Raw genomic sequence first — 26044 nt, 5'->3', positions numbered from 1 at the left:
CGACCTTGTTTCAGACGGACCATTTGGATGAACCGGAGGGGGAAAAGCATGAACGTACTTATTACAGCGCTGTTGGTTCTCAACGTAGCGCTCAACCTTGTCACGCTGGCCCTGGTCAGACGTTTGACAGCACGTTGAGCAACTGACGGACCTGTACACACATTTCAGAAAGGGGGCTAAGCCCTCTGTCTGCAAGCTAGGGGACAGAGGGCGAAAGCCTTCTACGTCCCCTGCTTGTAGGGCGAGAGGGGACGAAAATGAGAGCAATCGCGGACGGACTGCTGTGGACAGAGTGCGCGGATAGCTGGTACGGACAGTTTGTGGCCAAGGTGGACCAACGGTTGAACCGGCTCGTTCGTCGGTCTCGAGTGTTGGTTGGCCGCGAGGCTGCTGTCGTAAAACCAGATGAGCCCGAATTGCCGAGGCCGAGGCTGAAGATGGTGAAGCCGGTTGTATCAGAACCGGTTTGGCACCCGACAGCATTTGTCCGATGACGGGGAGGGGGGACCATCGTTGGCAAGCGGTAAAGAGGAGTTTGTGATGGTGGCCGCTTTGTGCTTCGACGGAGTCTGGGTGGCAATCAGCCTCCCCGATGACTGCGCGGAATGGTGGGATAACTTTCACCAAGACAATCCGTTCGACACGGACAACCTTCCCACACAGTGCGGAGTTTATGAACTCAATTGCGTCCTGTATTGGGAAGACGGACATATGCCGATTTGTGAGCAAACCGAGTCTGAGTGGAGAGTGACTGTAACGGCGTATAAGCCCATTTGGGTGTCCGCAAACAACTAGGAGGAGGTGAACCCCTCCGTCTTGCACGCTTGGGACGGAGGGGTGAGGCCTCCACATCCCAAGCGCCAGGCGTGAGGGCAGACATGCGATACGCAGGAGTGGCAAAGATGGGCTACTACGCTACTCCACTCAGCATGGTGGAGAAGATCCGCAACCGTCTTGTCCCATCCGGTCCAGGACGTTGGTTCGATCCCTGTTGCGGAGAAGGCGATGCACTGGCGGCTGTGGCACCATCAGGAGCGGTGACATACGGCATCGAACTCGACGGACAGCGCGCTTTGAAGGCGAAAGAGCTGCTTAACCATGTTGTCCAGTGCGGATACGAGCGGGCCCGGGTTGAACCTGCCAGCATGCAGCTGAGGTGGCTCAATCCACCGTACGATTCGCAGTTTGGCCTTGGGGGAGAAATGTTCCGCAAGGAACTCATCTTCCTGCGGGATCTGTCCAAGTATTTCGCCCCGGACGGCGTGCTTGTGTTCATCATCCCGCGGTACACACTCGGCTCAGAAATGGTGAGCGCACTGGTTCACCGTTACACCGACTTGGCCGTGTACCGGTTCGATGCCGGGGAGTACGAGGCATTCAAACAGGTCGTGGTATTCGGGCGTCGTCGTCAACGGAATGTCACCAGTGCCAAAGAGGGATGTCCGAAGCCGGCCGTAACAATGGATCTGCGGGGGCCTTCGTAAAATTTGCGAATGCACTATTTCACGTTAACGGGCGAACAGGGCATCAGGCTCCCAGGCGGCGTAAAAGGCGATATACTGTTCTCGGCCCCTACCTTGACATCTTTTAACGCATGGCTGGTGGAGGATGAGCTTGGGAGCAGCACCAGTAGCTGTGTCTCCATCACCTTCGGTTTTTTGAACGCGTCCATTACGGACGGTACACCCACGAAATATGGTACCAAGTTGTTAGGGCTTCCATTCATTCGCCCTATATAGACCTATATAGATAAGACCGCTACGGCGATTGACGCAGACTGTGAGAGTCTATTCTTTGCCGTTGTCAGAAGCTGCTCATCAAAATTCCGTCTGTCGTTCAGCTAGGTAAAAGCGGTGCATACTTTGACAGATTGTCTCTCAATAAACGACCGTGTGGACCTGATAGCAACCTAAGTACCAATTTCACGTATTCTCCATTCTTTAGGCCGAATATCTGAGAAATCCTGCTTACGATGCTTTTCCGATTGTAAAGTCGGAGGCATTCGACTAGATCTTTACTCGACATAGCTCGTCGATACATTTCCTCATACTTGGAATATATTACGTGGGCATCTATCTCTGAAACCGCCTTCTTTAGTGCCTGTTCGATGTTGGATGATCCAACGCCCTTAGGGGAAAGCATTGTAAGGCGTTCCTTTATCTCATGAATCGTTCTACTGGATATCTGACTATCCATTTCATCACGCAGGTTGTCGACTACAAAATCAGTAGCTTCAGCCACCTTTTTTACGGGGTCGTACCTCAAGTGTTCTGCGACCATGGAAATTACTTCAGGAACGCAGAATATATTTTCAATTTCTGCAACATCAAGGTACAAAATCCCGTGGTGTGAAAGGGCGTCGAGTTCCTCCTGAGATCGAAAATCTCGGTCGATGATGCCATAGGCCTGAAGATGATGCAGCCTCGGATTGTCACGCATCGCCTTTGTAGATTCGATAACCTTTACGCAACTCCCCCGTGGTATCACAGTGCAGTCGGGATATAGGGCCGAATAGATTATGTAATCCAGAGAATCCTTTGTTCCTTCAACAAACAGTATCTGTTTTCTTGAACCTAAAATTTCTAAGACAATGGATTCTGGGAGATTGTCTACGTCGGGTACGATTTCCCAATCCCACTGCTCACCATGGGAATAACTTTTAACCCAAATCTTTGTCGAGTTACTTCTTGAAGCTGCAAATTCAAGGTCATGGGTGATATAAACAAATAGGCAATCGTCTCGTGCCTGTTCCAAGCTGGTCCACAGTCTAGACATAAGTGCGCGATGGAGGTGAATCTCGGGCTCGTCGATCACAAGTATTGCATCAGGTGGGGCGCATAAACATTGTGCCATCAGATAAAGGGCTACGCGTTCCCCGTCGCTCATTTCTCTGCCGTGGTATATATTTCCTGTATTGTCAACGACAGATACCTTGGCATCCCGTAGAATGAGAGTGCGGTGCGGAAGTAGATCTCTCCATATAGTCAAGAGAGTGTCCATGGGTGATACAGGAATATCAGGTTTTGTATCACTACCACGTGCAAGTTCTACATATTCAGCATTTCTCTTGGCTTCTGTAGCAAACAGTACCGAGAGCACTTTGTCGTAGTCATTGAGCAGCCCTGTGGTATACCGACTCTGCCAACGTTGGCGGATTTTATCTGGATAGAGGGCATTGCCATAGAGAAGGTCCATTAAGGCATCATCATAGCTTTTCAAAATGGCTGTGTCTGGAAGTGTTAAAGCTCTCTGTGCAGCGATTCTGTGAACTATTCTTCCGTTCTGATTGCTACTCGTATCAATCCACGCGCCCAGTCTGCTTTTACCTGAACCGTTTGCCCCAATGATAACAACAGTGCCTTCGGTTTCAATAGTTTGGGCATCTTGACAGGAGCGATTGGGAGGTAATACCAGCCGTTTCAACACGTTCATCCCCCATAGGGAGTAAACTCTCTAATTTTCAATCTACATCCGTTGATACAACATCATCAACTCGCCCGCTCCAAATCCTATAAGATAGACCCGCCATATGGGGTCTTGTTGAATACTATCCTTAGAGAATGATCTGGCCTAAAACAGCCTACATTTCTCTTCAGTAACGGAGTGGATGAACATGGAACAGTCTCAACTGACCTGTATTGTCAATTTTATCTGGAAAATAGCAGACGATGTGCTTCGTGACTTCTATGTGCGTGGTAAGTATCGGGACGTGATTCTGCCTATAACGGTATTGCGTCGTCTCGACACAGTCTTGGAGCCGACCAAGCAGGCCGGCCTGTTCGTTTGGTCACGCCTTGTACATCATCATCCGCACACGTTCATTACAAATACATCCATTCGGGTACAGGGCGTCACGGATTTTGCGTAGACTTCCGCTGTGGATGTTCCATCGGAAAGAACTTTTAACCGAAGACACCCGTGTATTTCGGGCTCCAAGACGAACAAGGACGTCACGGCACTGAGGGACAAGTGGCCCTGTGATTGTCAGGCGATATCGACCTGGCGTCTCAATTCGGAAATGGCTGTGTGTGTCAATGTATCCGCGCACGAAGTCTACAGTGGGAGAGAAGGAATTATCGACAGTATAAAACCGTTCTAAACCGGTGACGAGATACGTGTCATACAGGCGCACATACAAGGTGGGCTTGTGCTTGTTGGACGGGTAGACTTGCATATACTGGGCGAAGGACTGAAGCACTTGTATCTGTTCCGTGTCTCGCGTTGCAAGACGGACATGGAAACGCCGTCCACTATGCACCACCTTGGCACGGTAGGCCAGTACCCCGAGCAAGTAATCGGGCAATGGGCATTCGTGTACAGAGACATATGTCTTGAGGAAGGCTTCCATGAAATGGTTGAACGTGCCATACTTATCCATCAATTGGGCAACAGATGGGTAAGACGTTACGCGTGCCGCTGAATGGTAATCACGTTTACTCGGAAACCGTTGATTGTAATTGGTCACGCGTTCCATCAATATGTATTCTGGATCGAATGGATTCACATAATCTGCTCCTAAATCGATGATATATCTCTAGTGTACAGACAAACCAGTAAGTTGGATACGCCATCTTTGTGCCATTATTTTAGGTCCGATAATTGGGTATTATCGGACTCAAAAATATGGCCTAAGTCGAAAAGGGTGGGAAGTCCGATGTGTGGAATTACAAAACAAATGTATCCTGAGTGACCACCAAGCGGAACGGTTACTTGTGGGTAATCCGCTTTCGAGTGTTTCAACTTAGAGGACAACTTGACACGGGGTAACGCAAGGGGAATACATAACCATTCATTTTCCTTGTGTCATCCTTATGTCAGTAATGGGCAGTTAAATGCAATAATGTTGCAATTAAGAATAATGTTATGATTGTCATTCTGGGGGTGTTCGTTTAGCACCGATTTTGCCTGTCTCACTGGAGAGGAGGGTACACACGGGAAATATGGTCAAATCTCTATTTAAAACAGGGGCACTCTCTAGTTCCCTGTTCCGATGGTTCTACTGGGGTCGTACCGTTTCCTTATTTGGTAGTGCCATGACACCCGTGGCTCTCGCATTTGCCGTCCTTCAGGCTCGACAAGGGCAGAATCTGTTGGGGTACATTCTTGCTGCAGAAATCCTTCCCAACGTCTTGATGGTGCTTATCGGTGGCAGCATTGCAGATCGTTATCGTCGAGACAGGCTGATATTTCTTAGCAACTTAGGTTCTGGGTTATCTCAGACAGGAATTGCCGCTATCGTCCTTATCGGAGCGAATCCGTATTGGATTTTCCCACTAGCAATTGTAAACGGCGTATTGGGAGCCTTCACTTCCCCAGCTATGCGAGGCATTATCCCAGAGATAGTTAATAGCAAGGATATCAAGCAGGCTAATTCGCTGCTAAATACATCGCGTAGTGCTGCTAAGATCGTCGGACCAACAGTTGCCGGGGTTTTGGTCGCGACTGTCGGTGGGGGCTGGGGGATTGCCATAGATGCCGCCAGCTTCTTCATCGCCGCTGTTTGTCTGACTCGAGTCCGTATTCCTTCCCATCCTTCGGTTACTGATAGTTCACTTATCCAAGAGATGCGTGAGGGCTGGTCGTACTTCCGACGTCGCCGTTGGATCTGGTCGATAACCGGGGCATTTGCATTGATGAATGCAGTACAGATGGGTGTGTGGCAAGTACTTGGACCGATCATTGCCAAGAACACTTTTGGCTCGGCTGGATGGGGATTGACGCTGGGCATAAAGGCAGTCGGTCTCTTAATAGCAAGCTTAGCAATGCTCAGATTCCAGCTGCGGCGTCCGCTTCGCGATTGCATGATAGCCGTCGCTGTCAGTGGCATACCGATGATTGTTCTTGGTCAAGGATACGCCTTGCCCTATTTGATAATCGCCGCTGCGTTGGCTGGAGCTGGGCAGACGATTTCGGGAATAGCGTGGGATACCTCACTACAGCAAGCTGTTCCACGAGACAAACTCTCACGGGTATGTGCCTTCGATGACTTTGGCTCTTACATCACAATACCCATAGGCGAGATATTGGCAGTGCCATTGGCTGACATTTTCGGCTATCACACGGTTGCCACGGTCGGAGGTATTGTGTTCATTGTCGCCTCGCTTCTTCCTTTGTCAGAACGACTGGTCCGCCAGATGACACCAGAAAACATTCGGTCCCTCAACCTGTAAGCAGAGGATTTTGGATAGAAATCTTATTGCACATAAGGGGGCGAATTTTTAATTTGGGCTAAGACCGCCGACGTGCATGAATATACACAACGCGGTATATCAGAGCGCAGCGTTTTTCTGCATGTTTTAGCTGCGGAAAACAGCTGACGAATGGCGTATGCTCTTTGCTTGCACAGTACATGACACATGACATGACACATGGCTGGCGATACGTTTGTCTGGGAGGCCTGGTGATGGAGGAGACACTTGCGCAACACCAACCAACAGCCGTTGACATGCAAGCCGAGTTAACCGCCAGCGCGAACGAGTATATTCGCCGGTCGAAAGCGAGGAATACCATTAAGGCGTACAAATCCGATTGGCAGACGTTTTCCCGATGGTGCGACGAACGGGGTTTGTGTTCACTGCCTGCGGAACCGCCCACCGTGGCGATGTACCTGTCACACATGGCCGACCAGGGCTACAGGGCCAGCACGATTGGAAGGCACATGATCTCCATCGGTCTCGCCCACAAGGCCAAGGGATTCCCGTCACCCGCGTCCGACGAGACCGTGAAGACCGTTTGGAGAGGCATACGAAACACGATTGGCGTAGCCCCAAGCGCGAAGGCTCCAGTGCTGGTGGAGGACCTGCGCCGCATGCTTGCACATACGCCAGACGATCTCCTGGGTCTACGCGACCGGGCCCTGCTTCTCGTTGGATTCGCGGGAGCTTTTCGCCGATCTGAGCTCGTTTCGTTGAATGTGGAAGACGTCGAATTCGCTCGTGAAGGCCTCATCATCACAGTTCGACGAAGCAAGACCGACCAGGAGGGTGAGGGAAGGAAGATCGGTATCCCATACGGGTCACACATCGAAACGTGTCCTGTGCGGTCACTACAGGCCTGGCTGGAGGCCGCCGATATCCAGGCAGGCCCCCTTTTTCGGAGTGTAACGAAAGGCAGAGAAGTTGGTGCTGCTCGTCTTTCAGACAAGACGGTGGCTCGTGTCGTGAAGAAGTACACACAACGCGTCGGGCTGGACCCAGACAAGTTTGCCGGCCACAGTCTACGAGCTGGCCTTGCTACATCTGCAGCGATGGCAGGAGTGTCGGAACGGGAGATCATGGCTCAAACCGGTCATCGAAGTGTAATGATGGTCCGGCGTTACATACGAGACGGGAACGTGTTTCGCGAAAACGCCGCCGCGAAAATTGGACTGTAGCGATACTATTCCTTCCGTGATAAATGCGGTGGAGCTTTTTCATCCAGGGTCGGCGAACGGTAAGGGGGGGTGAAAGTGTATTCAGTTAGACGGTTACGCATGTTCGCGAAGGTAAAGCGGCTGGAGATGTAGGATCCCGGCGCAATCGATTGACAACAAAATGTGAAAAATTGGAACTTCCTCACCACCGAGCAGTGGGAGGAGACCCTGCAAAGCCTCGTACAGTTCCAGATCCTCTAATAACCCAGATCCAAAGTCTTGAATGGCGACGTCCATCCTTTGAGGAATTGTCATGTCGCTCCAGCCGTGGCACACTGAGAACAGAAAACCTGCATCTTGAGGTGGGAACCTGGTTTGGTGAGTGCGTACGTGGGTCTGCTCGCATGCGTGTTGGTATGGGGGAGCAACTTTGTGGCGAGCGGTTGGTTGGATCAACAGTTCACCCCTCTCACCGTTCCCGCCCTGCGGCTGGTGTTCACAGGCCTGTTTTTGCTCGCGGCTGGTCTCACGCTGCACCAACTGCGGCCCGTGTCGAAACGGCAATTGTTGGCGCTTGCGGTCATCGGCGTGGTCGGCACCCTGCTCAACCAGGTGTGCTTCTTCCAAGCGGTACGTTATGTATCGCCCACCGAGTCCGCCCTCATCATGGCCGCCGCTCCGTTCGCGACCGGGATCTTTGCGCGCTTCTTGTTACACGAGCGGCTCACTACGCGGATGGTCGTGGGTGCGGCTATCACCATCACCGGCGTATACACCCTGTTGTCCGCCGATGGCCACCGATTTCACACTAGCGTGGGGGATCTGTACGCCGCTGGGGCTATGCTCACCTTTTCGCTGAATCTGGTTCTGATCCGAAAACTATCAGACGACCTCAGCCCATACACGGTCACCGCCTATGGGACTTGGTTAGGCACAGGATTATTCCTTCCCGTTTCCGCAATCGCGGTGCCTCACCCGGTGCTCGCGCACACCGCGTTGGCCTGGTTAATCCTCGCGTTGTCTGGGATCCTGTCCCAAGGTGTAGCTGGCCTGGTTTGGAACCGTACCATGCAGATCGTCGGCGCAGCCAAGTCGTCCATCCTGTTGAATTTGCAGCCGTTTGTGGCCATGGCGGTGGCTTACGTGGTGCTCGGTCAACCGATCACCGGCGGTCAACTGCTCGGCGGAACCCTGATTGTATTTGGTGTCATCCTGGCGTCCGCGAACATCCGCGGCCGCCATTTTCACTTCGGCCTACCATCGGTTTAAAACACTTACCCCTTGGACCGTTCAGTGTGTTGGGTAAAAATTGAGAGATAGTACTACTTGATTTATCCAACATTTAGGAACCGACAGTGGCAGTACAAGTGGGAGCGGCGCCTGCGCTGGTATCGGGAGCAGGCGTGGCAGCAGCGCCCGGCGGTTGTGCTGGTCGATCTCACCGGCCAACAGGAGTCGACGATTCAGCTACCGCGAGGTACGATTCATGTGAGGAGCCTCGAGGCGGTGCCACGTGCACTAATGAGGCCCCCACGGATGTGAGGGCCTTTTGTTTTTGCTATTCGTGTGTGTACAATGCAGGCAAAAGCATCAGATGATGTGTTTCACCTTTCGGTATAACTTCTCGTAATTCTGCCGGTGCACCTCCGCCAGGTGCGGATCGTCCTTGAACGCCGGCATGAATTTCATCTCGGTGACGATGGAACAGAAGATTTGCTCGGCGTGAATGCTGCGCTCCAGGTCATGCAACACTGCCGCATATATGCCGTACATGGCCGGGTATGCCATAGACACCCCTCCCTGCGAAGTCTTGGTCATCCGTTTGGGCGGATGGGTATAGTTACATATATGGCGCCCGCCGGAAGGTGTGCCTCGCGGGGTGGGGGTATCCCAAGCTCTGCTACAATGGAACCGGCTGGCGCTCAGTCGGGGATCGCGGCGAGGCTTCAGGTCATACACGAGGTGCGGAAGGTGGGAACAGGATGGAGATTCACGTGCTCGGATTTTGGGGGACGTACCCTGGCCCTGGCGAGGCGACGACCGGATTCCTGCTGCAGACGGATGAAGGGCGGCAGGTCCTGCTGGATTGCGGCTCGGGTGTGCTCGCCCAGTTGTTCAAAATCACATCGGTACATGCGTTGGACGCCGTGATCGTCACGCATCACCATTTCGATCACGCCGCCGATCTCGGTGTCCTTCAGTACGCGCTGCTGTTGGCGCGGCTGCGCGGAGAACGGACCCGTCCGCTGGAGATCTACATGCCGCACGGACCGGCGGAGCTGGAGCGGGCGTTCCACAACGAACCGCTGGCGAACCTGCAGCGGCTGGACGCCTCGTCCCGGCTGGAGATCGCGGGACTGAAGGCGTCTTTCGCCCGTACGGAGCATCCGGTCGAGTGCCTGGCGGTGCGCCTGGAGGGGGACGGAAAGGTGTTCGCCTTCTCGGCCGATTCGGCGCTCTCCCCTGTACTGGAACAGGTGGCGCAAGAGGCAGACCTGTTCGTGTGCGAGGCGAGCATGTACGACGGCCAGGAGGAAGAGGCGCGGCAAGCCGGCCATGTCACCGCCCGGCAGGCGGGCGAGGTGGCGAAGCGGGCGGGTGCAAAGCGGCTCGCCATCACCCACTATCCTCACTACGGGGATTTGAATGTCTTGCAGCGGCAGGCCTCTGAAGGCTTCGGGAGGCCGGTCGAGCGGCTGCACACGCTGCAGCGCCTGACGGTCTGAAACGGTGAGGGGGTTCACCCCCGAGCTGTGTCGAGGATGTCCTTCACCGCCTCCGCGGGCGTGGTGGTGTCGTAGCCGATGTCGATACGCGGGATGGCGTCCGGTGCCGTCCAGGGCGTGACGGGGCCTGGGGTGGTTGTGTACAGGTATCGATAACCGGCCGACAGGGCGGTGTGCGTCGCCGTCAGGGTTCCCCAGCCGTAGGGCCAGGCGAGTTGCGTGCACGGCGCGCCGAGATGCTGCTCGAGTTCTTCACGGGCTTTCAGAAAGTCCCCCTGGATGCGCGCCAAGTACTCCTTGTGCGTCTCCACACGGCCGTTCACGGGGATCGGCGTGTTGAACGCCGCCACCAGGTGCCCGTTCACGTTGACCAGGTAGTGGCTGTTGTAAGTGTGGCTCTGGATTTCCATACCCGCCCGGTGCATCGCTTCCAGCTGAGCCCACGTCATGTATCCGAGGTTTCCCGCACGGTTCGCGGGTTGGTCGGCCTTGCCGACGATGACGAAAAATGTCCCTTCCATGTGGTGCGCCCGCAGAATGGGCAGGGCGTATTGGTACATGTCTGTATACCCGTCGTCAAAGGTGAGCAACACCGCATTGTCTGGAATGTGCGCCCGGTGCTGCAGGAATGCTATGAACTGACGGTTGGTGATGACGTTCAGATGCGCGTGTTCCATCGCGTCCAGGTCGGCTTCGAACTGCTCCGGCGTGATGGTGTAGCGCGAACGGAACGACGGCGAGATGTCGTGGAAGGTGACGACCACGACGCGGTTTTGATAATACACGCCAGGCGGAAGGGTGTCGTAACCCGCGTTGCCAGGCCGAACGCCCAGGTGGACCTTGTTGGGGCCCGCATCGTTCATCGGATCGTGCGGCGTTCGGTGCACGGCCGTCGCAATGCCTGCGTCGAGAGGGTTTTCAGCGCCCGGAGGGCTGATAGTCGAAGTGGTCCCAGGCACCGGCGTGGCACCGGCGACTGCGTGGGACGGGTTGCCCGTCCGGGTCTCCGTCGTGATCGCGCGTTGGTCCAGCCACAGTCCCAGCGTGCACATACCGCCGAACAGCGCTGCCGCGGCCAATAGGATATGTCTTGCTTTCATGAATGATGATTCCTCTCCCCAAGGCGCTTTTCCCGTGTCATGGGGTGATCCGCGGCCTCTGTAGCGTCATTATAGAGACGGGATGGTTTGTTTGAAAAGGGGGCGAGGGCGCGGGATTCTGAAATATCACAGGGCACTGGTCCGCCCTGCAGGAGTTCGCGCCTTCTCCCCAGAAATGCACGTCTTGTTGAGGAGGCTGGCACGCCGAACGAGCCAGACGTCTTTGCGGGGGCTTCGAGGAGGGGTGGCATGTTCGCGCATTGGATGCACGTCATCCATCAGGGCGGCGCCATGGCAGCCGTGGTGGGCTTCGCGCTGATTGTGGTCGTCTCCTACGTCCCGGTGCTGCCCATCCCCGTCATCGCAGCAGCGATGGGAGCGGTGCTCCCCTATTGGCCGGCGCTGCTGGTCGCTTGGGCGGCGGCGACGCTGGCCGCGGTGAGCAAGTTCTGGCTCGAGCGCCTGTTTTTTCAGAAACACGTCCAGCGCTTGTTTTCCCGTTACAAAGGTTGGGATGCGCTCGTCCGCTTCCTCGATCGAAACGGGTTCGCAGCCGTCCTGCTCACGCGCCTGGTGCCCATTTTCCCCTCTGCGCTGATCAACTTCGCCAGCGCCGTGACCGGGATCTCCATGTCCGCGTTCACGCTGGCGACGGCCCTTGGCAAATTACCCGCCATCATGACCTTTACCCTGGCTGGACATCACTTGCATGAGCATGTGTGGGTCACCGGCGTCCTCGTCGGATTGTACATGCTGATTGTCGGATGGGTGGGATGGCGCCTGAAACGCGCGCTGTCGGAGCGGCCGGCTGCGAAGGAGGCCGCGCAGACGGAGGCGAAGGAGGACACGGGTGCCCCATCCCAGAAGGATGGGGCACCCCGGGACCCCGGGGACGGGAGCGGGCCGACCGAGGGGTGACCCGCGTGTGGCTCAGCGCCGCCCGGCGCTGCAGAGATCGGTGACGTGCCGCAGGACGTCGGCCACGTCCGCCGGGCGCGCCACCTGCACCGTGACCTCCGGTCTGGGTTGCTTCAGATAGCGGTCGATGTACACGGTCGCCATCCCAAGTGCCGCGGCGGGCGCAATCTCGTTGCGATAGTGATCCCCGATGCTCACCATCTGTTCGAACGGCACCTGAAATTGTTCTTGGAACCGCGTGAAGTGCTCGCGAGCGCGATGCTGCTTGCGGGCGTTGAACACCTCCACGTCGAACGCGCCCGTCAGGCCGAGCTTGGCGAGGATCTTGCGGCTGTCCGGCTCCGGACTGTTGGTGGCGAGGGCAAACCGGCGCCCCAGCGCGCGCAGTCCGTCGATGGCCGCGCGCAGGCCGGGAAGCGGCTGCATCCGAAACTCGGGCGATTCCATGTGGGCGCGCGTGGCGAGAAACGCTGCCTCAACCTGATCCGGTTTGGCACCATGGTGGAGGCCGGCGGCCATGTAGATGCCCCACGGATCGTCCATGTGCGCGAGGTGGGCGGACGGGGAGGCGGACATCGGCTCGCCGGTCCAGGTATAGGCCTGCTCTCCCTTGAAGATCAGGTCCTGCTCTACATCGTAGCTCGATCCGTAGGTCAGCGTATGCTGGCCTGATAACGCCGCCTCGACGTCGGCGGCAAAGGCCTTTGCCCGTTCCGGGGTCAGCGCGCGCGCGATCTGCTCCCCGTAGAAGCGGAAGTGGTCCGTCTCCTCGTACACGGTGCCATCGAGATCGAAAATGAACAGCCGGCAGCCGGCCAGGCGCTCCAGGCCGGCCGCCGGCACCCCGGCCCCCGTCATTTGCCCGCCAACGCCTGGTTGATGGCGTCCACGCTCTTCTTCAGGGTATCGTCCACGCTCTGCTTACCAGCCAGCATGTTGCCGATCTGTGTAGACACGTTGTTCTGGCCGGAGTACAGCTCGGCGAGCCGGGGTGAGAAATAGGCATTGTCCAATTCACCGGGCGCCACCCCGAGGTTCGGGTTCTGGCTGACGACGGCTTTCCAAGCCGGGTCGTCGAGGGCGCTCTTGCGCACCGGCAGGTAGCCGGTCGCCTTGGCCCACTCGATGGTGTTCTCCTTCGAGATCAAGAAGTCGAGGTACTTGGCGGCCGCCTGCTGCTGCTCAGGCGTGGCGTCCTTGAACAGGACGATGTTCGTCCCCGCGGTGGGAACCGCCTTCTGCACGTCTCCCGGCAGAGGCGCCACTTTGAATTTGACATTCTTGATGAACGACATGGAGGCGGTGGAGTCGAGGTCCATCGCGTATTTGTGGGTGTTGAACCCATCCGACAGATAGGCGTTGCCGCCGATGGCCGTCGCGGCCTTGTCGTCGATGACCAGCTTGCGCATGAACGACAGCGCCTTCTTACCCGCGTCGTCTCCGAACGCCGCCTGCTTCTGGTCGTCTGTCAACACCTTGCCGCCCGCCTGGCGCAAGAGCATCTCAAAGGTGTAATAGCTGCCCTGGAAGGCCAAGCCCGGGATGCCGGTCGCCTTGGTGATCTGAATGGCGTCCTTCTCCAGCTCGTCCCAGGTTGCCGGCGGCTGGGTGATGCCGGCCTTCGCGAAGTCGTCTGGGTTATAGAACAGGACGTAGGCCGACTTGTTGAACGGGACAGAGACCAGCTTGCCGTCGTATGAATTGTCGTCCTTCCAGATTTGAATGAGGTCGTCGACGGTCTCCTTCGGGAGCAAATCCTGTACGGGTTGAAGCAGGCCGTTGTTGTAGTACTCGGTCTCCCACGTCTCCTGCACCTGGGCGATGGTCGGCGGCTTGTGGGCCGCGATGGCGGCCGTCAACTTTTGTTTCTGAGTCGTGTAGCTGCCGTTGTACACCAGCTCCACCTTGATGTTCGGGTTCTGTTGCTGGAACTGGTCGGTCAGTTTTTTCAACTCGTCTCCCAACGCGCCCGGCATCGCCTCGTAGAAGGTGATGGTCACCTGGCCCGCGGGTGCCGTACCGGCCGCCGCGTTGCCGGGGGTGTTTGCCGCATTGCCGGGCGCCTGGCCGCCGCACCCGGACACCAGCGCGGTGCCGAGCACCATCGTTGCACCGGTGGCAAACCAACGCTTTTTCATCGGTCACAACTCCTTTTTGCCCTCAGGTTCCCCGTCACGGGGAAGGGCATTCTATCGGCAAAACGCGCTCACTTGATACCGGAGCGCGCGATGCCCTCAATGAAGTACCGCTGTCCGAACAAAAACAGGACGATGAGCGGCAGTACGCTGAAGGTGGCGGCTGCCATCAGCTGGTTGTACACCGTGCCCACGTCGGTCGAGAAGTTGATGAGCCCGACGGGCAAGGTGTAGTAGTCGGACGAATTGGCGATGACCAACACCCACAAGAAGGCGTTCCAAGCCCCGACGAATTTGATCAGCGCCGAGGTGATCCAGATGGGTTTGGAGATCGGCATGATGATGCCGAACAGGGTGCGAAGCGGGCCACACCCGTCCAGCTCCGCGGCTTCGAACACCTCTCGGGGCAGTCCAAGGAAGAACTGGCGCATGAGGAAGATGGTGAACACGCTCACCAGCCAGGGGACAATCAGCCCCTGGTAGGTGTTCAGCCAGTTCAGGCTGCTGATGGTGATGTAGTTCGGGATGAGCAGGACTTCGCCGGGCACCATCATCGTCGCAAGCAGAGCGACAAACAGTACGTTCTTGCCGAAGAACTCCATCCGGGCGAAGGCGTACGCGGCCATGGCGCCGAACGTCAGGTCAAACACCGTCTCCACCGCCGAGATGAAAAAGCTGTTCCAGAAATAGCGGGCGAAGGGCGCGGAAGCCCAGGCTTTGACGTAGTTGTCCAACGCCCAGTGCTCCGGGAACAGGTGCGGGACGGCGCTGAGGACCTCCGCATCCGGTTTGACGGAGGTGGAGAGCATCCACAAGAAGGGTCCCAGGACGAACAGGGACAACAGGATCAAGACCAGGTACACCCAGACCTTCTTCATCTCCTCCACCCCCTAAGCCTCATAGTGGACGCGGCGAGAGAGCGCCATCTGCGCCAAGGTGAACACGAACACGATCAGGAACAGCACATAGGCCGAGGCGCAGGCGTATCCCATCCGGTAGTCGCCGAATCCTTTGGTGAACATGTAGTACAGGAGCGTCATGCCGCTGTTGTTCGGCCCCGCGGTCTCCCCGTACAGCACGTAGATCTGCAGGAACACCTTGAAGGCCTCGATGGTCGTGAGGATGAGCAGGAAGTAGGTCGTCGGTGACAACAGCGGCAGCGTGATGCGGGCGAACTTCTGCCATGGCGTCGCGCCGTCCACGTCGGCTGCCTCGTAGTACTCCCGGCTGATGTTCTGCAATCCCGCGAGAAAGATGACGGCGACGTAGCCGAGATTTTGCCAAACGCCGATGGTGATGATGTTGAACAATGTCCAGCGGGGGTCGTTCAACCAGTCTTGCGCATGCAGGCCGGCGCGCTCCAGAAGATAATTGAGGAGTCCGAACTGGTCATTGAAGATCCACTGCCACACGATTCCGGTTGCTGCGAGAGATGTCACGTACGGGATGAAAAAGGCGGTGCGGAACAGTGGCAGCAGGCGAATCTTTGCGTTGAGCAGCACGGCCGTCAGCAAACCCAGCGCCAACACGATGGGGACGAAGAATACGACGTACAGCACCGTGTTTTTGAGGGCGGTGTGGAATAACGGGTCTTCGAAGATGTAGATGTAGTTCTGCAGCCCCACGAACGGTTTGCTGGCGGACAGCATGTCCCACTTGTAAAAGCTGATCACAAACGAGTCCACGATGGGATAGACGACAAACACGCCGATCAGCACAAGCGTTGGCAGCAACATCAGGTACGCCGTGACACTCCGTCGCAGCCGGAAGCTCATCCAATTCCCCCCTGTCTGTCCACCGACTTTATCCTAGTGCACCCGCTTGGGGCCAGGCAAGAGAAAATTTCGTCCGGAAGGCCAAATTTACAACAATTTAATATGATATGGTGGTATAATAAAATGCTACCCGTATTTCGTTGTTTCTGTGGAGATGAGGAGTGACGCGATTGAGCCGTGTGACCTGGCAATTCTTCAAGGGGATCGACACCATCGGTGGCACGGTCATCCAGATAGCGGTGGACGGACATCGCCTGTTGTTCGATATGGGCCGCGTCTTCAGTCCGGCTGTTCCGGTGTTCGACCATGTGCTGGCCCCCCGGGGTATTCGGGACTTGCAGCGGATGGACCTGGCGCCGCGTATTCCGGGGCTGTTTGAGGGAGACGGTACCGACGCCCCGGCCGGCGTGCGGACGATGGTGGCCATCAGCCATTCCCATCTGGATCACACCGGACTGATGCCTTACCTGCGCGAGGACATCCCTGTCCTGCTCACCGAGGACACTTATCGGCTGCTTCGCGCGTTGGATGAGGTTCTCGACGGGCCCCGGCGGAACCTGGCCTATCAGCCCGTCTCCTTCGGAGAGACGGTTCACTTTGGGCCCATGCGGATCACGCCGGTGGCGGTCGATCACGATACGCCGGGTGCATGCGGATTTTTCATCGAGACGCCGGAGCTTCGCTTTGTGTATTCGGGAGATCTGCGCCTGCACGGCGCCCATCCGGAGTGGACCCGGGATTTCGCCAGAGCGGCGCGTGCGTTCCGGCCGGATGTGCTGTTCATCGAAGGGACGCGGGCGGACACCGAGGACAACAGCCAGACGCTGTATGAGGACGAACTCGTCCGGCATGCGGCGGAGGTCATGCAAGCCGCGGAGGCAGGCGTGTACTTCACCTTCTATCCGCGCCACCCGCAGCGCGCGGAAGTGTTTCGCCAGGCGGCTCGCGCGAGCGGCCGGCGGTTGCTGTTGTCCGCGCCGAGCGCGTACCTGTATGCCGCGTTCGGCGGCGAGCTGTCGGACATCGCGATCTACGGTGGCGGCGAGGCGCAGTGGACGAAAACGGCGAGGGCATTCGTGGCTGCCAATCACCTCGAGGTGGTGCGTCCCGCTGATCTCCGCGGGCGGGAGCACGCGTTCGCTGTCGAGCTGGGGTACGAGCGGTTCATCGACTGGATCGACATCGACGCAAAGCCGGGGGGCGTGTTCATCCATTCCAACGGCAGCCCGCTCGGGCCATACGACCCGGCGTGGAACAACATGCTGCACTGGCTCGAGGTGTTCGGGCTGAGGCTGGTGTTCGTCGGGTCCACCGGGCACGGTGCGCGGGGCGACATCCTGTCCATCGTGGAGACCATCCAGCCGCGGGTGTTGATGCCGATCCACTCGATGAACCCGGCGCGCATCGGATTGCCCACCGTCCCGCGGATCATGCCCGCCCGCGGGCGCATCTACACCGCGGACGATTTGGAGGGGGCGATCCCGCCCACCGAGGAGGAATTGCAGTGAACCCGTTTGTCTTCGCGTGCATCGCGCCGCACGGCTCCGAGATCATTGAGCGCCTGTCCAGACCGAACCCTGGGCTCATGGAGCGGACGCGGCGGAGCCTGGAGCGGCTCGGGCAGCGGATGCAGGAGGCCGCCCCAGAGACATTGGTGGTGCTGACCCCGCACGGCATTCGCCTGGACGGGTTGTTCGCCGTCTCGGACAGCGAGCGCATGGCGGGGGAGGTGGAGGACCACGGCGAGGTGGTCGCCATGGAACGGCGGGTCGACCGAACCTTGGCGCGCGCCATCGTCCAGTCCGCCCGCGACCTGGGCTTGCCCGCGGCAGCGGTCAATTACGCCACGGCGGAAGGGCCGCTGTCCTGCCTGCCGCTCGATTGGGGGGCCATCGTACCGCTGTGGTTCATGCCCGAGGTGCCCATCGTCGCGATCACGCCGACGCGTCAACGCTCCTTCTCCGATCAAATTCGCTTTGGAGAGGCTCTGGCCAGGGCCGTGGCGGCCTCCGGTAAGCGCGTTGGACTGATCGCCAGCTGCGACTGGGCCCATGCCCACCGCGAGGACGGGCCGTACGGTTTCCATCCGGCGGCCGCAGCGCTGGACGCGCAGGTGGCGGCGTGGCTGCAGGCGGACGACCTGGAGGCGTTGGCGGGTCTCGATCCGCAGTTCGTCGACGATGCCAAACCGGACGGGGTCTGGCAGACGTTGATTCTGGCCGGCGCCATGCCGAAGGGATCCAGGCGGGTCGAGGTATGGTCGTACGAGGTGCCGACGTACTTTGGCCTGATCTGCGCCGCCGTCTATCCGGTGGCGGGATGAGGTGCTCCTCCTGGGAGTCGACATAAAAGGTTGACGTCACCGGAACCATCTGCTACGATAAACCATAAAATCCTATAGCAGAACATGCTGAATTCCCGAAAGGGAAACGGGGGAACCAAGGTATGGGGTGAATCCGCGCTGCAAGGCGCGGACGGGCAATCTCCTAAGCCCGAACCCGACAGCTAACTTCGTAAGCATTTAGGAGACTGCTTGGAGAGTATCAAGCGGATGCGTTCACGTGCAATCTGCACAACCCCGTAGGCGTGCCTACGGGGTTTTTCGGCATCCGAAAGGAGGGATGGGTCCCATGTTGTCGTTCCAGGACGTGTGCAAGCGTTATCCAGATGGCACCATGGCGGTCGATCACCTGTCGCTCGACATCGCCCGCGGAGAATTGGTGGCGCTCATCGGTCCATCGGGATGCGGCAAGTCGACCACGCTCCGGATGGTGAACCGCTTGGTGGAACCGTCGTCAGGCACCATCCTGGTGGACGGCCGGGACAACCGGGCGTACCACCCGGTGGAGCTGCGAAGGCGCCTGGGTTACGTGATTCAGCAGATCGGCCTCATGCCTCATCTGACCATCGCGGAGAACATCGCCTTCGTACTGCGGCTGCAGGGGGTGGCACCCAAACAGCGACGAAGGCGGGCCCAAGAGCTGATGCACCTGGTCGGGCTCGATCCCGAACTGTACCTCGACCGGTACCCTCGCGAACTCAGTGGCGGACAGCAGCAGCGCATCGGCGTCCTCCGGGCGCTGGCCCACGACCCCGACATCATCCTCATGGACGAGCCGTTCGGCGCCCTCGACCCCCTCATTCGGGAACAGCTCCAAGATGAACTGAAGCGGCTGCAGAAGACGGTGCAAAAGACCATCCTGTTCGTCACGCATGACATGGACGAAGCCCTGCGCATCGCGGATCGCATCGTACTGATGCGCGACGGGCGCATCGTGCAGGCGGCGGAACCCGAGCAGATGCTGCGCGCGCCGGCGGACGCGTTTGTCGCTGAGTTCATCGGGCGGCACCGGATGCTTCGGCAGGCCAGCGAAGTAGCTGTGGCAGATGTGATGATCGACAACCCGGTGACCATGGAGGCGCACGCGGGACTCGCACAGGCGCTGGAGCGCATGCGCCAGCGGCGGGTGAACAGTGTGATGGTGATTGACAGCGACGGCCGGTTTGCCGGCGTCGCACGGCTGGAGGACGTCACGCGCGCGCTGGAACAGGGCCGCCAGATGCCCGTGGGCGACGTGGCGCGGTTGGCTCAGGCGGTGGTGCACCCGGATGATCCCGCGATGGGCGCGATGCGCCAGATGCTGTGGTACCGCGTGGACGCCGTGCCGGTGGTGACTGAGGACGGGACGCTGGCGGGGCTGGTGACACGAAGCGCTCTGGCCGGGGTATTGGACGACGCCCTCCGCGTCACGGGGGCGGAGCCGTTTGCGAAGGCTCAGTGAGGGCCGGTGAGGCCTGGCGCGGGAACGCGCGCGGGAATGCGTACGGACTCACGTTCATGGAAGGAGGGGATCGGCGTGTGGCAGGACCTGTGGCAGTACTTTTCGACGCACGGGTACGAGGTGTGGATGCTGACGCTGCAGCAGCTGTACATCGTGGCCATTCCGATGTGCGCCGCCATCCTGGTGGCGGTACCGTTGACCATTCTTGCGACGCGGGTACCGCGGCTGTATCCGTGGGTGATCGGCATCAGCAACGCCTTTCAGACCATCCCCAGCATGGCCCTGTTGGTGCTGATGATCACCATTGGGCTCGGCATCGGGCTGGTCCCTGCGGCGGTGGCCCTGTTCGTCTACGCCCTGATGCCGATTGTGCGGAACACCTACGTCGGCATCGCCGGGGTGGCGCCGGAGGTGAAGGACGCGGCCATCGGAATGGGCGCGACGAAGTGGCAGCTGCTGTGGCTCGTGGAGCTGCCGCTGGCGTTGAAGGTGATCATCGCGGGTATCCGCTCTTCGCTGGTGGCGTCCATCGGTTTTGCGACCTTGGCGGCGCTCATCGGCGCTGGCGGGCTCGGATCCCTGATTCTGCAGGGGCTCGGCATGGCGGACAACGCCATCGTCCTGGCCGGGACCATCCCGGCGGTGATCATGGCGTTCGTCGCGGAGTTCGTCATGGGGCGCGTGGAGCATTGGCTCACGCCCAAGGGCCTGCGGGGGTGAAGGGGGACGCGAACGGGACACGCCACCGCGTGCAGGGTGTGGATGGCGTACACGGCGTGGAGGGCATGCACGGCGTGGGTTGCGCGCAGCGCGTGCATCGCGCGCGAGGAATTCTGTTGGGGGTGAGGATTTGAAACGTCGAACGCGGGCACTGGCCGTCTCAGGGGTGTTCACAGTCGCTGCGGTGACGGCCGCGGGGTGCGGGGCCTCCGCTCAACCCGGCGGCGAGGCGAAACCCGGGCAGGTGACCCAGATCACCATCGCAGCGCAGGACTTTTCGGAGCCGCTGATCGACGATTACATCATCAAAGATCTGATTGAGGCGAAGACATCCATCCGGGTGACGGTCAAGAAGACATCGGGTGCATCTGGGCTGATGCACTCCATGCTGCAGCAGGGAGACATCCAGATGTATCTCGGATACGACGGGACGGAGTTCACGGGTCCGCTCAAACAGTCCTATACCGGGGAGTACGCCGGTCACCCAGATAAGGTCACTCAATACGTGAAGGATCAGGAGATGAAGCAATTCCACGCATGGGTGTCGCCGTCGCTGGGCTATGAGGACACGTACGCGCTGGCCGTGACCGAACAGACGGCGGAGAAAGACCACCTGAAGACGGTCTCCGACGCCGTACCGTACGCGAAAGATTGGGTGCTGGCGACCGATTCGACCTTCCAGGCGCGCCAAGGAGACGGCCTGCCCGGATTTGAGCAGGTGTACGGGATCCAGTTCAAGTCGGCCAAGTCGATGAGCTACGACATGATGTACCCGGCGCTGCAGCAGGGGGCGGTCGATGCCGCCATCGTGTACTCGACCGACGGGCGCCTCAAGAAGCTGCACGAGGTGCCGCTGGTGGACGACAGGCATTTCTTCCCGCCCTACCATGCAGTGATCATCGCCGACGCCAGTACGGTCCAGGCGGCGCACCTCGATCAGGTGTTGGCGCCGCTGTGGGGCGCTATCACGACAGACGACCAGATTCAGATGAACTACGAGGTCGACGTGCTGAAGAAGAATCCGGAAGACGTGGCACACGAATTTCTGGTCCACAAGGGGCTCATCCAAGGATAGCGCGCCACAGCAGGCGCGGGTGCCGGCCGCGGACGCGGCCGGCGTTTCTTATGGCGGCGCATGGCCGGTCCCCGAATACCCTTATGAACGTCCTTGCTGCCCACGTTCCTGGAGATACGCTTCGAGCCCCCGGTTGCGCAGGATGCACGCCGGGCATGTGCCGCAGCCGGAGCCGATGATGCCGTTGTAGCAGGTGAGGGTCTTGTCGCGAACGAGATCGAAACAGCCGAGCTCGTCCGCCAAGGCCCACGTGTCCCGCTTGCTCAGCCACATCAGCGGGGTGTGGATGACGAACTCATAGTCCATCGCCAGATTGAGCGTGACGTTCAGCGATTTGATGAACACGTCCCGGCAATCGGGGTAGCCGCTGAAATCGGTCTGGCAGACACCGGTGACCAGATGCCGGGCTCCCCGCTGTTTGGCGAAGATGGCGGCGAAGGACAGGAACAGGAGGTTGCGCCCGTCCACAAAGGTCGAGGGCAGTTCGCCTTCCTTCTGTTCGATCTCGATGTCGCGCCGGGTCAGAGCGTTCGGCGCCAATTGGCTGAGCAGGCCCAGGTCGAGGATGTGATGCGGCACACCCAGTTCTGATGCAATATGCTTGGCGCACTCGATCTCCAGTTCGTGCCGCTGGTTGTAGTCGAAGGTCACCGCCTCCACGTGGCCGAAGCGGCGCATGGCCCACACGAGGCACGTGGTGCTGTCCTGGCCGCCGCTGAAGACGACGATGGCGCGCTGGTCCTGGTCCATTCGGATCCCTCCCGACGATCTGCGCCCATTATGCACCATCCGTCCGGCCACGTCCATGCATAGCGCTGGCGGTTGGGATACAATAGCCCTCGGGACGTTGCGCAGCAAAGTGGTGTGAAAAGGTGACCGTCATGTGGTTGTGGTGGCTGCTCGGAGGACTGGGATTGACTCTATTCTGTTTGGTGGCCATGTTGGGTTGGCAGGCCCGCCGGTTTCGGCGCGAGGTGCCGCATCCGCCTTACAGGGCGCCTGCGCTGCACCCGCGGGCGGACGCATGGCGGGACGACCGCGTGCAAGTGTGTTGGGTAGGGCACTCCACCCTGTACATCCGATGGAACGGGCTCGGCATTCTCACGGACCCCGTATTCTCCGAACGGGCCGGTGCGTGTCTGCCGGGCGAGGTGGTGATCGGTGTACGCCGTCACACGGCACCCGCCTTGCGCCTGGAAGACGTCGCCGGACGGGTGGACGTCATCCTGCTGTCCCATGCGCATATGGATCATTTCGATATCCCTTCTCTGCGCCGACTCGCGCGTCCTGATGTGACCGTCGTGACGGCGTCGGGGACCGGACGGCTGCTGCGCCGGATGCGGTTCGGACGGGTCGTCGAACTGTCGCCTCCGGAGTCCGCCGAATTGGAGGAGGGCCCCGTCGTCACCGCGCTGCCGGTGCGGCACTGGGGTGCCCGGTTCCCGTGGAACCGCGGGTACGGCTGGAATGGGTACCTGCTGGAAAAAGACGGCGTCCGGTTGCTGTTCGCCGGGGACACCGCGTACACGCCCGCGTTTCGGGATTTGGCGGAGACGGGACCGGTGGACATCGTCTGCATGCCCATCGGGGCATACAATCCGTATGTGTACAACCATTGCACACCGGAGCAGGCCTGGAAGATGTTCGAGGAAGCGGGCGGTCGGTGGCTGATCCCGATGCACTGGGACACGTTCGTGCTCTCACGCGAGCCGGTGGAGGAACCGTTGCAGAGGCTGTTGGCGGCCGCCGGCGCCCGGCAGGACCGAGTGGCCATCCGCCGCCACGGGGAGGTGTTCACCCTTCCGGGGCCGGTTCCGGAGAGCGATCGGATGCAGGCGCCGTCAAGCGTGAAAGCGTGACTCGAGCGCGGCCACGATGGCGGTGTCGTACCAGGTGCCCGATCGCTCGGCGAGTTCCGTCATCACCTGGCTATGGGTGAGGTCGCGCAGGGTCACGCCGGTGGCGTAGTGGTCTGCCACCGCAAAGACTCTGGACAACGGGTGGATGTCGTCCCCCCGTTTGCCCGCGGGATAACCGGAGCCGTCGACGTGTTCGTGGTGATCGGAAATCACGCTCAGGACCTGGCTCGGAATTCCCAACGGGAGGAGCATCCGGACGGACAGCAACGGATGCTGCTGGTAGTCCCGCCACGCTTCCGGGGATCGCAAGGGATCTGCCAGTACTTCCGGTTCGACGGCGGTGAGTCCGTAATCGGCAAACCGGCAGGCATACGTCAATACTTCGCGATCCCGGTCAGGGAGGCCGAGGGCCTCGGCGATCTCGAGGGCGTACTGGACCCGCGTATCCAACAAGGCCGAGAATCCGGGATGCAGCACCTCCTGTGCGTTCAGCACCTCCAACCAGGTGAGAAAGCGGGAGACGTCCTCGCGGCCCAGTCCGGGGAGAATTTGCCCGCTCCCGCACGGGGGGCTCGGCCGTTGGCGCAGGTGATCCAGTTCCGCTTGCACCTGCATCCACTCTCGCCACATTTCCATGCGACCGAACATGAGCTGCGACTTTTCCATCAGCCGCATCGCCAAAGCGCGCTCCCCGGCTCGTTCCGCAAGCAGGGCGAGCAGCCGGCAGAAGCGGGAGATCTCGCGCTTGGCGTTGTGCATCACCGACGACCACACCTGCGGCAAGGCCGCGCAGGCCCAGCGCAGGCCCGACTCGACGTCGTTTTGCAGCAAGTACAGCCGGCTCAACTCGGTGTACGCGTGCAGTGCGAGCTCGCCTTCCGAAGCGATTGCGCGCATCAGAAACGTCTTCGCGTCTTCGTAGCGGCCCAACTCGAGGCAAAAGACGCCGAGATTGAGGTACAGTTCATCGTGGCCGTTCTTCAGACCGGCATCGGTGAACGCCTCCAAGCTCCTGAGCGCACTCTCGTATCCCTCCGAATAAAAGCCGTTGATCCATTGGAGGTCGCTCAGATTGTTGTACAACACTCCGCGCAGATCGGGAGTGAGGTACGCGTCGTATTGGGACAACACTTCGGTGATGAGGCGGTGGGCCCGGTCCGGATCAATGTAACGATAGGCCACCGCCAGGTTGGTGTTATACCGGACGGCGCACGCCGGGGGAACTTCCGCAGCGGCAGCACGGGAGAACCAGCGCACGCTCTCTTGGTAGCGGCCCAACCCTAAATACGCGCGTCCGATGTGGTGATACACCTCGGCGCGGACGCTCGGATCAGGGCAGTCAGGCGCTTCATCGGGGCGCAGTTCGTCGAGCGCCGCGTGGAGCAAGTAGCGGCGAATGAGAGACACGCCGCGGTGCAGGCGCACCTCCCAATCGGTTGGGGTGGACACGGCCATCATCCTCATCCCTCTCCGTACACCGGGATGCCAAACGTGAACTGGCTCCCCTGCCCGGGTGCGGATTGGATAACGAGCCGTCCGCCGAGGTAGGCGGCTCGCTCTCGCATACCCGCGATGCCATACCGGCCTGCTGGGATGGATGTGGGGTCAAATCCTTTGCCGTCGTCCTGAATCCGGATGAACAACTCGGGCCCGCAACGCGTCAGGCTCACCTGCACCCGAGATGCCGCGGCGTGCTTATGGATGTTTTGGAAGACCTCCTGCACCAGCCGGTAGATGGCGACCTGTTTCGCCGGTGCAAAGTCATCGTGCACATCGGGCGCCACCGTAAGGTCAATCGCCACGTGCCAGTCGTCCTCCAGACGGCGGCAGAGTTCGGTGATCGCCTTCACCAACCCGACTTCGTCGATGGCCACCGGACGCAGGTCGTAGATCAACCGGCGGATGCTGTTCACGATGCCGATGACACGGCTGTTGAGCCTGGCAAGTTCGGCTTCCGCGAGTTCTGGATTGGTCTTGAGCATGCGCTGGATGATCTCCAAGCGCATGCTCACGTTCGTGATGTCCTGCGCCGGGCCGTCGTGCAGATCACGCGCGATGCGGCGGCGTTCTTCTTCAATCAGGCGAATGGCTTGATCCGTCCGGTCGTAGACCGGCAGCTCCCCATGTTTCATGTTCACACCATACCTCTGCGGCCGGCAGGCGGCCCGCTCTCTTTGTGCTCGACTTCAGTGTACAGCACAAAGGCGGATGGTGCGAACTCATTCGACGACGATGGGCAGGGTGCTGTCCGGTGTGTACGTGCCGGAACTGGATGTCTGTGATGTCGTGGTGGATGTGTGAGTCGTGTTCGCGAGTGCGAACGGCGCATTGGCGGTGAGAAGCGACAGGGCGGCAAATGCAGAGAGGAAGATTCGTTTCATGGTACATGCTCCTTTCTAACGGGTAGGAATCCGACAACCCGGCTGCCATGGCGGTTCCCGGGATACCGCTGTAGGCCCGTGGCTTTGCGTCCCAGCCTTTCGGACTGGTTTGCCTTTGTCTATTATCCTAGCTTGGAAATCATTCACTGTCAACAAGAAATCATAGAATTCTGAGGATGCTTTTTTCGACATGGATCGAGTACAGTCAAACTAGGACATGCC

At 59.2% G+C, this 26044-nt stretch carries 25 protein-coding genes and 2 riboswitches; of the genes, 13 read left to right on the top strand and 12 right to left on the bottom strand.

All coding sequences use genetic code 11. The features are described 5' to 3' along the window. Nucleotides 1–902 precede the first annotated feature (902 nt). Nucleotides 903–1484, top strand: coding sequence for a DUF6094 domain-containing protein (locus N687_RS0109950; protein ID WP_156040105.1), 582 nt, complete (start codon nucleotides 903–905; stop codon nucleotides 1482–1484). A 352-nt stretch (nucleotides 1485–1836) separates the two neighbouring features. Here N687_RS0109950 and N687_RS23080 read toward each other — a convergent pair whose 3' ends face one another. Next, nucleotides 1837–3426: a DUF4435 domain-containing protein gene (locus tag N687_RS23080; protein ID WP_197029258.1), complete on the bottom strand. Its 1590-nt coding sequence runs from the start codon at nucleotides 3424–3426 to the stop codon at nucleotides 1837–1839. Nucleotides 3427–3607: 181 nt separating this feature from the next. On the opposite strand from N687_RS23080, the gene N687_RS24410 reads away from it, so the two are divergent. Next, complete coding sequence (locus N687_RS24410) at nucleotides 3608–3868, top strand: type I restriction-modification system subunit M N-terminal domain-containing protein (protein ID WP_331280134.1); 261 nt, start codon at nucleotides 3608–3610, stop codon at nucleotides 3866–3868. On the opposite strand, the gene N687_RS24405 is transcribed toward N687_RS24410, so the two are convergent. Then, the gene (locus tag N687_RS24405) at nucleotides 3788–4504 is read right to left on the bottom strand and encodes a hypothetical protein (RefSeq protein WP_197029382.1); all 717 of its coding nucleotides are present in this window, start codon (nucleotides 4502–4504) and stop codon (nucleotides 3788–3790) included. The genes N687_RS24410 and N687_RS24405 overlap by 81 nt on opposite strands. Nucleotides 4505–4940: 436 nt before the next feature. Here N687_RS24405 and N687_RS0109930 point away from each other — a divergent pair, with 436 nt between their 5' ends. The 3 genes from N687_RS0109930 to N687_RS0109915 all read left to right on the top strand — a co-directional run bounded on the left by N687_RS0109930 (nucleotide 4941) and on the right by N687_RS0109915 (nucleotide 8620). Next, entirely contained in the window at nucleotides 4941–6170 is a 1230-nt protein-coding gene (locus N687_RS0109930) for an MFS transporter (RefSeq protein WP_029421710.1), read from the top strand. A gap of 233 nt (nucleotides 6171–6403) precedes the next feature. Beyond that, nucleotides 6404–7372 (top strand): site-specific integrase, encoded by a 969-nt coding sequence (locus N687_RS0109925; RefSeq protein WP_029421709.1) that lies wholly within the window; start codon nucleotides 6404–6406, stop codon nucleotides 7370–7372. A 357-nt stretch (nucleotides 7373–7729) separates the two neighbouring features. Then, entirely contained in the window at nucleotides 7730–8620 is an 891-nt protein-coding gene (locus tag N687_RS0109915) for a DMT family transporter (protein WP_156040104.1), read from the top strand. A 321-nt stretch (nucleotides 8621–8941) separates the two neighbouring features. Here N687_RS0109915 and N687_RS0109910 read toward each other — a convergent pair whose 3' ends face one another. Next, nucleotides 8942–9139 (bottom strand): hypothetical protein, encoded by a 198-nt coding sequence (locus N687_RS0109910; RefSeq protein WP_029421706.1) that lies wholly within the window; start codon nucleotides 9137–9139, stop codon nucleotides 8942–8944. A 194-nt stretch (nucleotides 9140–9333) separates the two neighbouring features. Here N687_RS0109910 and N687_RS0109905 point away from each other — a divergent pair, with 194 nt between their 5' ends. Beyond that, nucleotides 9334–10077, top strand: coding sequence for an MBL fold metallo-hydrolase (locus N687_RS0109905; protein ID WP_029421705.1), 744 nt, complete (start codon nucleotides 9334–9336; stop codon nucleotides 10075–10077). A 14-nt stretch (nucleotides 10078–10091) separates the two neighbouring features. Here the strand turns inward: N687_RS0109905 and N687_RS0109900 are convergent, their stop codons facing one another. Next, a complete protein-coding gene (locus tag N687_RS0109900; RefSeq protein WP_081841303.1) occupies nucleotides 10092–11177 on the bottom strand; it encodes a polysaccharide deacetylase family protein in 1086 nt (361 codons plus the stop codon). A 249-nt stretch (nucleotides 11178–11426) separates the two neighbouring features. Here N687_RS0109900 and N687_RS0109895 point away from each other — a divergent pair, with 249 nt between their 5' ends. Beyond that, nucleotides 11427–12095: a TVP38/TMEM64 family protein gene (locus N687_RS0109895; RefSeq protein WP_029421703.1), complete on the top strand. Its 669-nt coding sequence runs from the start codon at nucleotides 11427–11429 to the stop codon at nucleotides 12093–12095. 12 nt (nucleotides 12096–12107) lie between these two features. Here the strand turns inward: N687_RS0109895 and N687_RS0109890 are convergent, their stop codons facing one another. The 4 genes from N687_RS0109890 to N687_RS0109875 form a co-directional block, all read right to left on the bottom strand. Further along, complete coding sequence (locus N687_RS0109890) at nucleotides 12108–12953, bottom strand: HAD family hydrolase (protein WP_051663127.1); 846 nt, start codon at nucleotides 12951–12953, stop codon at nucleotides 12108–12110. Next, a complete protein-coding gene (locus tag N687_RS0109885; RefSeq protein ID WP_035462139.1) occupies nucleotides 12950–14233 on the bottom strand; it encodes an ABC transporter substrate-binding protein in 1284 nt (427 codons plus the stop codon). The genes N687_RS0109890 and N687_RS0109885 overlap by 4 nt, the downstream gene beginning before the upstream one ends. A gap of 68 nt (nucleotides 14234–14301) precedes the next feature. Continuing rightward, nucleotides 14302–15108 carry a carbohydrate ABC transporter permease gene (locus tag N687_RS0109880; protein ID WP_029421700.1) on the bottom strand — a complete coding sequence of 269 codons (807 nt, stop codon included), beginning with the start codon at nucleotides 15106–15108 and terminating at the stop codon, nucleotides 14302–14304. 12 nt (nucleotides 15109–15120) lie between these two features. Continuing rightward, the gene (locus tag N687_RS0109875; protein WP_029421699.1) at nucleotides 15121–16005 is read right to left on the bottom strand and encodes a carbohydrate ABC transporter permease; all 885 of its coding nucleotides are present in this window, start codon (nucleotides 16003–16005) and stop codon (nucleotides 15121–15123) included. Between the two features lie 179 nt (nucleotides 16006–16184). Here N687_RS0109875 and N687_RS0109870 point away from each other — a divergent pair, with 179 nt between their 5' ends. From N687_RS0109870 to N687_RS0109845, 5 genes are all read left to right on the top strand, one after another. Continuing rightward, nucleotides 16185–17513, top strand: coding sequence for an MBL fold metallo-hydrolase (locus N687_RS0109870; protein WP_231493598.1), 1329 nt, complete (start codon nucleotides 16185–16187; stop codon nucleotides 17511–17513). Next, a complete protein-coding gene (locus N687_RS0109865) occupies nucleotides 17510–18328 on the top strand; it encodes an extradiol ring-cleavage dioxygenase (protein WP_029421697.1) in 819 nt (272 codons plus the stop codon). The genes N687_RS0109870 and N687_RS0109865 overlap by 4 nt, the downstream gene beginning before the upstream one ends. Before the next feature lie 75 nt (nucleotides 18329–18403). Further along, nucleotides 18404–18540, top strand: a riboswitch (cyclic di-AMP (ydaO/yuaA leader). Nucleotides 18541–18635: 95 nt separating this feature from the next. Beyond that, nucleotides 18636–19787, top strand: coding sequence for an ABC transporter ATP-binding protein (locus N687_RS0109860; RefSeq protein WP_029421696.1), 1152 nt, complete (start codon nucleotides 18636–18638; stop codon nucleotides 19785–19787). Between the two features lie 75 nt (nucleotides 19788–19862). Next, on the top strand, nucleotides 19863–20507 hold the full coding sequence (locus N687_RS0109855) for an ABC transporter permease (RefSeq protein ID WP_231493450.1): 645 nt from the start codon (nucleotides 19863–19865) through the stop codon (nucleotides 20505–20507). 130 nt (nucleotides 20508–20637) lie between these two features. Next, nucleotides 20638–21582, top strand: coding sequence for a glycine betaine ABC transporter substrate-binding protein (locus N687_RS0109845; protein ID WP_029421694.1), 945 nt, complete (start codon nucleotides 20638–20640; stop codon nucleotides 21580–21582). An 81-nt stretch (nucleotides 21583–21663) separates the two neighbouring features. Here the strand turns inward: N687_RS0109845 and queC are convergent, their stop codons facing one another. Then, the gene (queC, locus tag N687_RS0109840) at nucleotides 21664–22332 is read right to left on the bottom strand and encodes a 7-cyano-7-deazaguanine synthase QueC (RefSeq protein WP_029421693.1); all 669 of its coding nucleotides are present in this window, start codon (nucleotides 22330–22332) and stop codon (nucleotides 21664–21666) included. A gap of 131 nt (nucleotides 22333–22463) precedes the next feature. On the opposite strand from queC, the gene N687_RS0109835 reads away from it, so the two are divergent. Continuing rightward, nucleotides 22464–23441: an MBL fold metallo-hydrolase gene (locus N687_RS0109835; RefSeq protein WP_029421692.1), complete on the top strand. Its 978-nt coding sequence runs from the start codon at nucleotides 22464–22466 to the stop codon at nucleotides 23439–23441. On the opposite strand, the gene N687_RS0109830 is transcribed toward N687_RS0109835, so the two are convergent. The 3 genes from N687_RS0109830 to N687_RS23860 form a co-directional block, all read right to left on the bottom strand. Continuing rightward, on the bottom strand, nucleotides 23424–24890 hold the full coding sequence (locus N687_RS0109830; protein WP_197029257.1) for an HD domain-containing phosphohydrolase: 1467 nt from the start codon (nucleotides 24888–24890) through the stop codon (nucleotides 23424–23426). The two genes, N687_RS0109835 and N687_RS0109830, sit on opposite strands and share 18 nt — an antisense overlap. A gap of 11 nt (nucleotides 24891–24901) precedes the next feature. Then, entirely contained in the window at nucleotides 24902–25573 is a 672-nt protein-coding gene (locus N687_RS0109825) for a sensor histidine kinase (RefSeq protein WP_029421690.1), read from the bottom strand. Nucleotides 25574–25660: 87 nt separating this feature from the next. Further along, nucleotides 25661–25822: a hypothetical protein gene (locus N687_RS23860; RefSeq protein WP_156040103.1), complete on the bottom strand. Its 162-nt coding sequence runs from the start codon at nucleotides 25820–25822 to the stop codon at nucleotides 25661–25663. A 29-nt stretch (nucleotides 25823–25851) separates the two neighbouring features. Continuing rightward, nucleotides 25852–25946, bottom strand: a riboswitch (cyclic di-GMP riboswitch). Between the last annotated feature and the right edge of the window lie 98 nt (nucleotides 25947–26044).

Origin of the sequence: Alicyclobacillus macrosporangiidus CPP55, from assembly GCF_000702485.1 — a bacterium.
GTDB lineage: Bacteria > Bacillota > Bacilli > Alicyclobacillales > Alicyclobacillaceae > Alicyclobacillus_H > Alicyclobacillus_H macrosporangiidus_B.
The sequence above is the reverse complement of the archived record's forward strand: the minus strand, read 5'-3'. Positions and strand labels throughout refer to the sequence as shown.

Excerpts from the sequence above, each read along its gene's own strand:
- N687_RS24410 (WP_331280134.1), top strand. The coding sequence starts at position 3,608 with ATGAACATGGAACAGTCTCAACTGACCTGTATTGTCAATTTTATCTGG.
- N687_RS0109910 (WP_029421706.1), bottom strand. The coding sequence starts at position 9,139 with ATGGCATACCCGGCCATGTACGGCATATATGCGGCAGTGTTGCATGAC.
- N687_RS0109895 (WP_029421703.1), top strand. The coding sequence starts at position 11,427 with ATGTTCGCGCATTGGATGCACGTCATCCATCAGGGCGGCGCCATGGCA.
- queC (WP_029421693.1), bottom strand. The coding sequence starts at position 22,332 with ATGGACCAGGACCAGCGCGCCATCGTCGTCTTCAGCGGCGGCCAGGAC.
- N687_RS0109950 (WP_156040105.1), top strand. The coding sequence starts at position 903 with ATGGGCTACTACGCTACTCCACTCAGCATGGTGGAGAAGATCCGCAAC.
- N687_RS0109835 (WP_029421692.1), top strand. The coding sequence starts at position 22,464 with ATGTGGTTGTGGTGGCTGCTCGGAGGACTGGGATTGACTCTATTCTGT.
- N687_RS23860 (WP_156040103.1), bottom strand. The coding sequence starts at position 25,822 with ATGAAACGAATCTTCCTCTCTGCATTTGCCGCCCTGTCGCTTCTCACC.
- N687_RS0109875 (WP_029421699.1), bottom strand. The coding sequence starts at position 16,005 with ATGAGCTTCCGGCTGCGACGGAGTGTCACGGCGTACCTGATGTTGCTG.
- N687_RS0109890 (WP_051663127.1), bottom strand. The coding sequence starts at position 12,953 with ATGACGGGGGCCGGGGTGCCGGCGGCCGGCCTGGAGCGCCTGGCCGGC.
- N687_RS0109885 (WP_035462139.1), bottom strand. The coding sequence starts at position 14,233 with ATGAAAAAGCGTTGGTTTGCCACCGGTGCAACGATGGTGCTCGGCACC.
- N687_RS0109860 (WP_029421696.1), top strand. The coding sequence starts at position 18,636 with ATGTTGTCGTTCCAGGACGTGTGCAAGCGTTATCCAGATGGCACCATG.
- N687_RS0109905 (WP_029421705.1), top strand. The coding sequence starts at position 9,334 with ATGGAGATTCACGTGCTCGGATTTTGGGGGACGTACCCTGGCCCTGGC.
- N687_RS0109900 (WP_081841303.1), bottom strand. The coding sequence starts at position 11,177 with ATGAAAGCAAGACATATCCTATTGGCCGCGGCAGCGCTGTTCGGCGGT.
- N687_RS0109825 (WP_029421690.1), bottom strand. The coding sequence starts at position 25,573 with ATGAAACATGGGGAGCTGCCGGTCTACGACCGGACGGATCAAGCCATT.
- N687_RS0109930 (WP_029421710.1), top strand. The coding sequence starts at position 4,941 with ATGGTCAAATCTCTATTTAAAACAGGGGCACTCTCTAGTTCCCTGTTC.
- N687_RS0109880 (WP_029421700.1), bottom strand. The coding sequence starts at position 15,108 with ATGAAGAAGGTCTGGGTGTACCTGGTCTTGATCCTGTTGTCCCTGTTC.
- N687_RS0109925 (WP_029421709.1), top strand. The coding sequence starts at position 6,404 with ATGGAGGAGACACTTGCGCAACACCAACCAACAGCCGTTGACATGCAA.